The sequence below is a fragment of the Sphingomonas trueperi genome (assembly GCF_011927635.1).
In the GTDB taxonomy this organism is placed as follows: Bacteria; Pseudomonadota; Alphaproteobacteria; order Sphingomonadales; family Sphingomonadaceae; genus Sphingomonas; species Sphingomonas trueperi.
In genome coordinates, this window is record NZ_JAATJB010000013.1 from 1 (window position 1) to 10,369 (window position 10,369).

Genomic DNA, 10,369 nt, shown 5'->3' on the forward strand with positions numbered 1-10,369 from the left:
TCCGGCGTAAACCGCTGACGTCCCATACCAATCTCCAATTCTCACGCCCCGCAGGGCTCTCTTCAGAATTGGACCAGTTTTTCCAAGGCAGACCACACTGGCGCTCGGCATAGATCGGGAGGGCGGGCCGCTGCGTTGGTCGCTCTATGCGCGCGGGGAATTCCTCCGGGCTACTCTCGACGGTTATACGGAGAGCGGCGCCGGCCGCATGGACCTGCGGTTCGACAGTCGCAACGTCCGTTCGCTGACGGGCACGCTCGGCGCGCGGCTCGAAACGGAGCGGCGCTATGGCGGGGTGACAATGACGCCGCGGCTGCGCTTCGAGTGGAACCACGAACTCCAGGATGCGGCCGCGCAGCGGCTCGATTATGCCGACATCCCCGGCCAGGCGCTCTACAGCATCAGCACCTTCGGCTGGTCGCGCAATCAATATCAGCTCAGCCTTGGCACGCGCATGGTGCTGCCGCGCAACTGGACGGTCGATTTGGAAGGCGGCTTCCGCGGCGGCGGGCAGGAAACGGCGGGGACGTTACGCATTCTGGTCGGGAAGGAATTCTAACGCGGCGCGTCGGCCGCACCGGACTGCGCGTGGGAGACCAGGGCACGCCCATGACGGCGACGATCGACGAACGTTTCGCGCCGTCGGTCTGGGCGTGCCGGCCCATGCGATGTCGGCACTTCAGGCGAAGTGGATCTCGAACACGCTGGCGTGGCGTGTCGGCAGGCTGGCCGGGGGCGTGATCACCAGCGCCTGATCGGTCTGCTGGAAGTTGATCCTGCCGCGATGGCCGAGCAGTTTGACCGTGCGCACCTTGCGCCGCTCGTGCGGGTTGCCGCGGGCGAGCGACGTGATCGCCACCGGCCCCTTGGGCTCGCCGAGCGTGATCGCGTGGAGCGTCTCGCCCTTCGTCGTGAAGCGGATGTCCTGCGGGGTATAGGCGGCGCGCTCCTGGAAGGCGCCCTGCTTGGGCTTGGTGGGCCCCTCGCCGTAGATATGCCAGGGGCGGGTGCCGTGGATCGCGGGGGCGTTCACCGCCATCCAGGCGGCAAGCTCGGTCAGCAACTGGTCCGATTGCGGTGGCAGGCTGCCGTCGGCGCGGAGCACCACGTTGAGCAGCATGTTGCCGTTCTTGCTCACGATGTCGGCGAACATGGTGAGCACCTCGTCGGTCGACTTGTAGCGATCGCCCTCGTTGTAGAACCAGTCGCCGTTCGAGGTGTCGGTCTGCCAGGGGAGCGGATCGATGCCGTCGAGCACGCCGCGCTCGACATCCTGCACGCCCCAGGCCTTGTTGAACTCGCCCGAGCCGAGCGACTTGTGGTTGTACACCGCCTCCAGCTTGCCGCTGCGCGCGATGCTGCTGTTGTAGAGATGCGCGACCATCGACCGGCCGATCTCCCCGAACGGCACCCCGCCATCGGTGTAGAGCAGGTCGGGCTGGTAGTTGTCGACCAGGTCGCGGATGCGCGCGAACCAGTGGCGCTGGTATTCGGGGTTCTTGGTGTACCAGGTCTCGGGCCGGTTGAGGAACGGCTCGTCACGGTTGCCGTGATAGAGGTCGACGAAGCGCGGGTCGGCGCCGTCATAGGGCACGCCCATCTTGGGCCAGAACTGGTCGTAGAGCTGGTTCGGGTACCACCAGTTATAGCTGGCGCCGAGATGTTCGGACACGCCGAAGCGCAGGCCGCGGCGCCTGGCGGCGGCGCGCAGGCTCCCGACGATGTCGCGCTTGGGGCCCATCTGCACCGCATTCCAGCGGTGATGGCGCGAGTTCCACAAGTCGAAATTGTCGTGGTGGACGCCCATGGATACTATATACTTTGCGCCCGCAGCTTCGTATCGCGTCACCAGCGCCTCCGGATCGAACTTGTCCGCGGTCCAGAGGGGAAGGAGGTCCTTGTAGCCTTTTTCCGAAGGATGGCCGTAGGTTTTGAGGTGGTGTTCGTAATGGGGGTGGCCGGGCACGTACATAAAGCGGGCGTACCAATCGCCCTGGCCGGCGACCGCCTGCGGGCCCCAATGCGCCCAGATGCCGAACTTGGCGTCGCGGAACCAGTCCGGCGTCTTGTAGGTGGAGAGCGAGGCGTCGGTCGGCTTGAACGGACCCGGCGCCGCGACCGGCGTGACGTCCGCGCCCGGCAGCTTCGCCGTCGCCGTCTGTTGCGCGCGGGCGGTGCCCGCCTTCACGGCCAGTGCGGTCGCGAACGATCCGGCCAGTATCTCGCGCTTGGTGAAGTTGGTCATCCGCTCCTCCTGTCGTGCCCGGGCACGTTTCGCGCGCCGCTGTTGCTGGCATATTTGCAAGCCGATTTTCATGTGGCAAGCGTCAATTTGTCGTAGTTTTTGTGCCGAAGCCGTTGTTTTGCGGCCTTGGCGGGCCGCCCGTTTGGGGGAGCTTATTATGACCGACACGCCAATCGATCCTTCGCGTCGCGCCGTGCTGGCGCTCGCCGCCGCAGCACCCCTGCTGCCCCAGGCGGTGCGCGCCGCGCCCCCCGCCGACCCGCTGCCCGCGCGCGACATAGGGCTGGGGCCGCGCGAGGTGCTGCCGTTCGATGCCGGCTGGCGGTTCAATTTCGGCCATGGCAGCGATCCGGCCAAGGATTTCGGCTTCGGCATGGGGCAGGGCGATTTCGCCAAGACCGGCGACTTCAAGCTCGCCAAGACCGACTATGACGATGCCGATTGGCGCGCGCTCGACCTGCCGCACGACTGGGCGGTGGAACTCCCCTTCGTCCGCGACGATCAGGGCGGCGATGCGAGCAACCGCGGGCATGGCTTCAAGCCGCTCGGCCGCCGCTATCCCGAGACCAGCATCGGCTGGTACCGCCGCCGCTTCGACGTGCCCGCCGGCGATCGCGGCCGCCGCATCTGGATCGAGTTCGACGGAGCGATGCGCGACGCGATCCTGTGGGTGAACGGGTGCTATATCGGCCGCCACAATGACGGCTACACCTCGTTCCGCTTCGACCTCACCGACTTCCTGCACTATGGCGGGGACAATGTGATCGTGGTGCGGGTCGACGCCTCGCTGGGCGACGGCTGGTTCTACGAAGGCGCGGGGATCTACCGCCATGTCTGGCTGACCAAGCACGACGCGCTCCACTTCGGCAAATGGGACAGCGTGGTGCGCGCGACCCCCGAGGGGGCGGGGGCGACGCTCGATCTCGCGACGGTGATCGCCAATGACGGCGACGCGGCGCAGCAGGCGGTGGTGGAATGGACCATCGCCGATGCGGCCGGGCAGGTGGTGGCGCGCGCCTCTGCGCCCGCCGTAACGGTGGACGCGGGCGGGACCGCCCAGAGCCAGACCCGCGCGACGCTGCCCCAGGCGCAGCGCTGGTCGACCGGAACGCCGGTCCTCTACACCGCCACCGCGCGGCTCGCGGCGGGCGGGGCGGTGCGCGACGCCGATCGCGTGACCTTCGGCGTCCGCAGCTTCCGCTTCGACGCCGATCGCGGCTTCTTCCTCAACGACAAGCCCATGAAGCTCCAGGGCACGTGCAACCACCAGGACCATGCCGGCGTGGGCGCGGCGCTGCCCGATGCGCTCCAGCGCTACCGGTTGAACATCCTCCGCGAGATGGGCTGCAACGCGGTGCGCACCACCCACAACATGCCCACGCCCGAATGGATCGCAGAGTGCGACCGGGCAGGCGTGCTGGTGATGTGCGAGACCCGCCAGATGAGCGCCAATCCGGAGGCGATGGCGCAACTGGAGGTGATGGTGAAGCGCTTCCGCAATGCGCCCTCGGTGATCCTCTGGTCGATCGGCAACGAAGAGTGGCTGTTCCAGGACAAGATGGCCGAACAGGGCAAGCCGATCGCCGCGACGATGGTCCGCCGCTGCCACGCGCTCGACCCCACAAGGCCGGTGTCGGCCGCGGTCAACGGCGACAACGAGCAAGGGGTGAGCGACCCGCTCGACATCATCGGCTTCAACTACAAGGTCCAATATCCCGAGGGCTTCCACGCCAAGCACCCGGCGCGGCCGGTCTATGGCTCGGAAACGTCGAGCGCGATCGCCACGCGCGGCGAATATGCCAGCGTTCCGGCGCGCAACCTGGTCAACAGCTATGACGGCGTGGTGCCCTGGGGGCAGACCCCCGAGGCGTGGTGGAAGCTCTATGGCGGCAAGCCCTGGTCGGCGGGCGGCTTCGCCTGGACCGGCTTCGACTATCGCGGCGAGCCGACTCCCTATGGCTGGCCCTCGATCAGCTCGCAGTTCGGCATCGTCGACATGTGCGGCTTCCCCAAGGACAGCTATTATTACTACCGCGCCTGGTGGCGGTCCGAGCCGTCGTTGCACGTCTTCCCGCACTGGAACTGGGAAGGCCGCGAAGGCGAGATGGTGTCGGTCTGGGTCTATTCCAATTGCGACAGCGTGGAGCTGGTGGTGAACGGCCGCAGCCTAGGCAGCCAGCAGGTGCCGCCGCTGGGCCATCTCGAATGGAAGGTGCCGTATCAGTCGGGATACATCGAGGCGCGCGGGCGCAAAGGCGGGCGAGTGCTCACCGCGCGGCGCGAGACCACCGGCCCCGGTCGCACGATCCGCCTGACCGCCGACCGCACCACCATCGCCGCCGATGGTTGCGACGTGGCGATGCTCAAGGCGGAGCTGCTCGATGCGCGCGGGCGTCCGGTCCCGACCGCGATGGACAAGCTGGCGTTCGCGATCGAGGGCCCGGCTGCGATCATCGGCGTCGGCAATGGCGATCCGAATTGCCTGGAAAGCGACAAGGCGCCGCGCCGCTCGCTGTTCAATGGGCTGGCGCAGGTGATCGTCCAGTCCACGGGGCGGCCGGGAACGATCAAGGTGGCGGCCGTTGCCGACGGTTCGCGCGCCGAGCCGCTGCTGCCCGGCAGGATCGTCTTGCAGGCGGCCGGTCACCCTATCTGAGCCACGCAGCAAGACCCGCCGGGCGGGATTGCCGGGCTCTTCGCCGCGGCGCCCGTTCGACGTAAAGCGGCTCTTGGGGACGGTAACAACGGGATGGTCGCGCGGGGGTAGTATCGCTATCGCAGCGGGCAGTTCATCGATACCGTCGGCACCACGCGGCGGGCGCCCGTGCACGTCGTCGGCGCGAGCCCGGGCGCGCGCCGAACCGTTCAGGCGAGAGTGTAGAAGCAGTTCTGAGACAAGCGTATATGGGTGCCGCCATGCCGCTGGCCCAGAGCCCCGCATCCCGGGAAGGCGAGGGCTATCCGGCCTGTGCGTTGGCGGGGGCTGGTTCGGACAGCCGGACGGGCTTGCCGGCAAAATCCTCAGCCAGCACCTGCGCGATCGGGCGGGCGATGCCGCGGGTGAGCGCGGCCGGCACTTCGACCGTGAAGCCGTGCGCCACCGCGCCGTCGATCGCCCAGCGTACGCAATAGTCCGCGGCGACCCCGATCACGGTCAGTTCCGCAATCCCCTCCGCCCGCAGCGCCGCGAAGAAGGCGTCGCGCGGCTGGGCCTCGTGGCTGCCGATAGCCTCGATCACCAGATCGGGTTCGGCCCACATGTCGAACACGCCCTTTTCGATCCGATAGACCGGGATGCCCGGTGCTACCGCCGCCATGTCGAGCACATTCTCCCAGCCCGGCGAGCCGCGCTCGCAGTGGAGCGGAAATTGCTCGGCCTCCGGCGAGCCGGCGAAGCGTTCGGCGGTGTGGGTGTCGAAGGTGAACAGCACGCCCGCGGTCTCCGCCGGATCGAGATCGGCGAGCCAAGCCCGCAGCGGCCCGATCAACGCCTCGGCGCCTGCAACCGACAGCGCCCCATCGGCGTGCATGAAATCGGCCTGGGTATCCACCACGATGACGAAACGCCGCAACTTCGGTCTCCTTGCTTGCCCTATTCGACCCCGCGGGCGCGCCGCAGATCGATGCCGAGCCGTTTGACCCGGTAATAGAAGGTCTTGCGCGGCAGGCCCAGCGCCGCGATCGCCGCGTTGATCTCGCCGTCCGCCGCCGCGATCGCATCGAGGATCGCGCTGCGCTCGAAGGCCTCCAGCCGTTCGGTGAGCGGCTGCACTTCGGCGGGCGCGCTCTCGGCGGCCGGTTCGAGCCCGAGCACGAAGCGCTCCGCCGCACGCTCCAGCTCCCGCACATTGCCCGGCCAGTCGCGCCGGGCGGCGGCATGCGCGGCCTCGGAGAGCGGCGGGGCGGGGCGGCGGTGGCGCTGCGCCGCCTGCAGCGCAAGCTGGGCGAAGAGCAACGGCACGTCCTCGCGCCGCTCGGCCAGCGGCGGCAGCCGCAGCGGCACCCCCGCCAGCCGGTGGTACAGCCCCGGCGGCAGCGCCGCCGCGCCGCCCTCGCCGATTGCGGCGATGATCCGCACGTCGACGGGATCGGGATCGCGCTGCTCGGTGGCGACGGTGCGCGCCTCGGCGAACTGGGCGAGGCGATGGTGGAGCTCGGGCGGGGCGAGATCGAGATGATCGAGGAACAGCGTGCCACGGTCGGCGCGGGCGACCAGCCCGTCGCGGGCGAACAGCTCGCGGGCACCGATCCCCGGCGGCAGCGTCGCGCAGTCCACCGCCTGGAAGCGATGCCGCGCCCGCCTGCCGGCGCGGTGGACCAGACGGGCATAGAGTTCCTTGCCGGTGCCGGTCGCGCCTTCGAGCACGAGATCGAGCGCGGCATCGGCCAGGACCGGGATCATTTCGCGCAGCCGGCGGATCGCGGGCGCCTCGCCGAGCAGCGCGGTGTCGCTCTCGCTCGTCGCGGCGCGCAGCCGCCGGTTCTCCAGCGCGAGGGTGCGCGCTGTGCCGGCCCGTTGCAGCGCGGCCGCCAGTGCGTCGCCGGGGAAGGGCTTGGTGAGGAAGTCCCAGGCGCCCGCCTTGATGGCATCCACCGCCATGGTGACGTCGCCATGGCCGGTCATCAGGATCACCGGCAGCTCGGGGTCGACGGCGCGCAGCCGGTGGAAGAAGTCGATGCCCGACATCCCCGGCATCCGCACGTCGGTGACGACCACGCCGGGAAAGTCCCGGTCGATCGCCGCCAGCGCGCTCGGCGCATCGACGAAGGGGCGGACGTCGTGCCCTGCCAGTGTCAGCAGCTGGATCAGCGCCGTGCGAAAATCGACGTCGTCGTCGACCAGGGCGACGGCCACGCTCATGCCCGGCAGAGCTCCAGCTCAAAGCACGCGCCGCCTTCCTCGGGCAGCCAGCGCAGGCTGCCGCCCAGCTCGGTCATGATGTCGCTCGCGATCACCAGCCCGAGGCCCAGCCCGTTGCTGCGGCTGGTGGCGAAGGGGGTGAACAGCCGCGCGGCGATGTCGGGCGCGATGCCGGGGCCATTGTCCTGGATGCGGACCCAGACCAGCCCATCGCCCAGCGTCACACGGATCGTGATCGTCGGGTCGGGGCGGCCGGCGAGGGCTTCGCTCGCGTTCTGCAGCAGGTTGACGAACACCTGCTCCAGCCGCACCCGCCCGCCCATCACCAGCAGGTGCGCACCGATCGTTGGCCGCTCCAGCCGCACGGCGCGCAACTGCTCCTTGAGGATCAGCAGCGCGCCGTCGAGCACCTCGGCCAGCGGCAGCGGGCGGACCTCGCCCGGCTGGCGGCGCGAGAAGCCGCGCAGCTGCGCCGTGACTGCGCCGATCCGGTCGCTCAGGCGTCGGATCGTCTCCAGATTGTCGCGCACCATGTCGGTCGCGCCTTGCGCGAGCAGCTGCACGCTGGTCTCGGCATAGGTGCGGATCGCGGCAACGGGCTGCGCGGTTTCATGCGCGACGCTGGCGGTGACCTGCCCGAGCGTGGCGAGGCGATTGGCCTGGCGCAGACCCTCGCGCAGATCGGCGGCGCGGGCCTCGAGTGCGGCGCGTTCCTCGATCTCGCGACGGAGCTCGGCGGTGCGCTCGGCAACCGCGACTTCGAGCTCGGAGGTGCGGCGCTGGCGCTGGGTCGCACGCTGGCGCAGGCCCCAGAGCAGCAGTGCCAGCGCCAGCACCGCCATCAGCGCGCCAAGCCCGGCGGTGCGCTGGGCGGTCGCGACCGCGGGGCCGACAGCACGGCGCAGCGCCAGCGTCCAGCCCGGCTGGCTGGTCGGCACGCGCGCCTCGATCAGGTCGCCGCGGGCGGGGGGGAGCAGTACCGGCGCGGAGCCTTCGGGCAGCGCCGCCTCGCGCCGCAGCGCTGCCAGCACCGCCGGCAGGATCGGCCGGGCAACCGCGAAGCGCAGGCCAGGATCGCTGGCGACGAGCACGAGCCCGGCGGGGTTCTCGACATAGGTGTCGCCACCCGCTTGTCGCCATGCCGCTTCGATCGCATCGAACTCCAGCTTGACGACGATCACGCCGTTTGCCGGCGTGCGGCGGGCGAGATAGAGTCCCGAATGACGGCTGACCGTGCCCAGCGCGAACTGGCTGGCCTCGCCGCGGCTGCTCGCCTCGCGGAAATAGCGGCGGAAGCGATAGTCGGAGCCGACGAAGCTCTGCGGCGTCCGCCAGTTGCTCGCCGCGCGGGTGCGGCCGTCCGCGCCGATCACATAGATGGCGGCGGCGCCAGTGGTGCGGGCAAGGCGTTCAAGCTTTGCGTTGAGCGCGCGCGGCGGCGCACCGGCAAGCGTGGCGGCGACGTCGCGGTCGTCGCCCAGCGCGAGGGGGAGGAGGCGGAAGCGGGCGATCTCGCTGTCGAGCAGGCTGGCGCGGAGCTGGGCGTTGGTGCGGGCGCCGGCGACCAGCGAGTCCTGCGTGCGGTTCCCCGCGATCCAGCCGGCGGCGAGCGCCACCGCCGCTCCAAGCAGCGCGGCGACCATCCAATAGCGCCAGCCGGAAAGCGATTCGCGATGCGTCACTCGGCCGCTATCCGCCAGCGCGCGACAATGTGCAAGTTTTTGCACTTCGCCTGGTCGGCATGTGTCGATTTTTGCGCATCGGCGGCGCCGAATGTGAGTTAGTGTGCTGATAAAGAGAGATATTATGGAGAAGCGCTTTTCGCTTTCTCCGCACGTTGCCGCCATCGAGTATCGCCCGATCGAGTCTACCGGCACAACGGAGGCCGAAGGAGAGGAAGTGATGGTTCGTATCCCCGCCGATTTCCACGATGGCGCACATGCAGCGGCGCCGGCCAAGGCACTGCCCTGGTACCGGCACCTCTATGCGCAGGTGCTGGTCGCGATCGTTGCGGGCGTGCTGATCGGCCATTATGCCCCCGCCACCGGCGAGGCGCTCAAGCCGATCGGCGACGGGTTCATCAAGTTGGTGAAGATGATCATCGCACCGGTGATCTTCCTCACCATCGTCACGGGCATCGCCGGCATGCGCGATCTCAAGGCGGTGGGCCGGGTCGCGGCCAAGGCGTTCGGCTATTTCCTGTTCTTCTCGACGCTGGCGCTGGTCGTCGGCATGGTCGTCGCCAATGTCGTGCGGCCGGGCGCGGGGCTCGACATCGACCCGGCCTCGCTCGATGCCGGCAAGGTGGCCGACTATGCCGCCAAGGCGCATGAGAGCACGCTGACCGGCTTCCTGCTCGGCATCATTCCCGATACCTTCCTCTCCGCGATCACCGGCGGCAACATCCTGCAGACGCTGTTCGTCGCGATCCTGTTCGGCATCGGCCTGGCGCTGGTCGGCGACCGCGGCGAGCGGATCACCCAGGCGCTGGAAGACATTTCGCTGGCGATGTTCAAGGTCGTCGCGATCCTGATGAAGGCGGCGCCCGTCGGCGCGTTCGGCGCGATGGCGTTCACCGTCGGCAAATACGGCGTCGGCACGCTCGCCAACCTGGCGATGCTGGTCGGCACCTTCTACTTCACCTCGGCGCTGTTCGTAATCGTGGTGCTCGGCGCCGTCTCGTGGATGGCGGGCTTCTCCATCTTCCGGCTGATCGCCTATCTCAAAGCCGAGCTGCTGCTGGTGCTCGGCACCTCCTCGTCGGAAAGCGCGCTGCCCTCGCTGATCGAGAAGATGGAGCGTGCCGGCTGCCCCAAGACGATCGTCGGCCTGGTCGTGCCGACCGGCTATTCGTTCAACCTCGACGGCACCAACATCTACATGACGCTGGCGGCGCTGTTCATCGCCCAGGCGACCAATGTCCACCTCTCGATCGAGCAGCAGCTGCTGCTTCTTGCCGTGGCGATGCTGTCGTCCAAGGGCGCGGCGGGGGTGACCGGTGCAGGGTTCATCACGCTGGCGGCGACGCTGTCGATCGTGCCCAGCGTGCCGGTGGCGGGCATGGCGCTGATCCTCGGCGTCGACCGGTTCATGTCCGAGTGCCGCAGCCTGACCAACTTTATCGGCAATGCGGTGGCGACCGTGGTCGTCTCGCGATGGGAAGGGCGGCTCGATCACGATGCGCTCGACGCCGCGCTGCACGGCCGCGCGCCGCGCGTCGACCAGTTGCCCGCCGACGCCGTCCCCGCCGAGTAAAGGGAGTC

The 10,369-nt window shown here is 69.0% G+C and carries 7 protein-coding genes; 3 read left to right on the forward strand and 4 right to left on the reverse strand.

The window, feature by feature from the left end:
• The first annotated feature begins 130 nt into the window (after positions 1 to 130).
• Positions 131 to 559 (forward strand): autotransporter outer membrane beta-barrel domain-containing protein, encoded by a 429-nt coding sequence (locus GGR89_RS17220; protein ID WP_245201716.1) that lies wholly within the window; start codon positions 131 to 133, stop codon positions 557 to 559.
• Positions 560 to 679: 120 nt separating this feature from the next.
• Here the strand turns inward: GGR89_RS17220 and GGR89_RS17225 are convergent, their stop codons facing one another.
• Positions 680 to 2,245: an alpha-L-fucosidase gene (locus tag GGR89_RS17225; RefSeq protein WP_125972443.1), complete on the reverse strand. Its 1,566-nt coding sequence runs from the start codon at positions 2,243 to 2,245 to the stop codon at positions 680 to 682.
• A 157-nt stretch (positions 2,246 to 2,402) separates the two neighbouring features.
• Here GGR89_RS17225 and galA point away from each other — a divergent pair, with 157 nt between their 5' ends.
• On the forward strand, positions 2,403 to 4,901 hold the full coding sequence (gene galA, locus GGR89_RS17230) for a beta-galactosidase GalA (RefSeq protein WP_125972445.1): 2,499 nt from the start codon (positions 2,403 to 2,405) through the stop codon (positions 4,899 to 4,901).
• A 301-nt stretch (positions 4,902 to 5,202) separates the two neighbouring features.
• On the opposite strand, the gene GGR89_RS17235 is transcribed toward galA, so the two are convergent.
• From GGR89_RS17235 to GGR89_RS17245, 3 genes are read right to left on the reverse strand one after another with little or no spacing between them, the layout of a single operon-like run.
• Complete coding sequence (locus GGR89_RS17235) at positions 5,203 to 5,817, reverse strand: cysteine hydrolase family protein (RefSeq protein WP_125972447.1); 615 nt, start codon at positions 5,815 to 5,817, stop codon at positions 5,203 to 5,205.
• Positions 5,818 to 5,837: 20 nt separating this feature from the next.
• The gene (locus GGR89_RS17240) at positions 5,838 to 7,106 is read right to left on the reverse strand and encodes a sigma-54-dependent transcriptional regulator (protein WP_125972449.1); all 1,269 of its coding nucleotides are present in this window, start codon (positions 7,104 to 7,106) and stop codon (positions 5,838 to 5,840) included.
• Entirely contained in the window at positions 7,103 to 8,749 is a 1,647-nt protein-coding gene (locus tag GGR89_RS17245; protein WP_125972561.1) for a sensor histidine kinase, read from the reverse strand. The genes GGR89_RS17240 and GGR89_RS17245 overlap by 4 nt, the downstream gene beginning before the upstream one ends.
• Before the next feature lie 259 nt (positions 8,750 to 9,008).
• On the opposite strand from GGR89_RS17245, the gene GGR89_RS17250 reads away from it, so the two are divergent.
• Positions 9,009 to 10,361 carry a dicarboxylate/amino acid:cation symporter gene (locus GGR89_RS17250; RefSeq protein WP_241217793.1) on the forward strand — a complete coding sequence of 451 codons (1,353 nt, stop codon included), beginning with the start codon at positions 9,009 to 9,011 and terminating at the stop codon, positions 10,359 to 10,361.
• The last annotated feature ends 8 nt before the right edge of the window (positions 10,362 to 10,369 follow it).

Bases quoted from the DNA above. Each gene is read 5' to 3' on its own strand.
- GGR89_RS17225 (WP_125972443.1), bottom strand. From the start codon at position 2,245: ATGACCAACTTCACCAAGCGCGAGATACTGGCCGGATCGTTCGCGACC.
- galA (WP_125972445.1), top strand. From the start codon at position 2,403: ATGACCGACACGCCAATCGATCCTTCGCGTCGCGCCGTGCTGGCGCTC.
- GGR89_RS17240 (WP_125972449.1), bottom strand. From the start codon at position 7,106: ATGAGCGTGGCCGTCGCCCTGGTCGACGACGACGTCGATTTTCGCACG.
- GGR89_RS17245 (WP_125972561.1), bottom strand. From the start codon at position 8,749: ATGGTCGCCGCGCTGCTTGGAGCGGCGGTGGCGCTCGCCGCCGGCTGG.
- GGR89_RS17250 (WP_241217793.1), top strand. From the start codon at position 9,009: ATGGTTCGTATCCCCGCCGATTTCCACGATGGCGCACATGCAGCGGCG.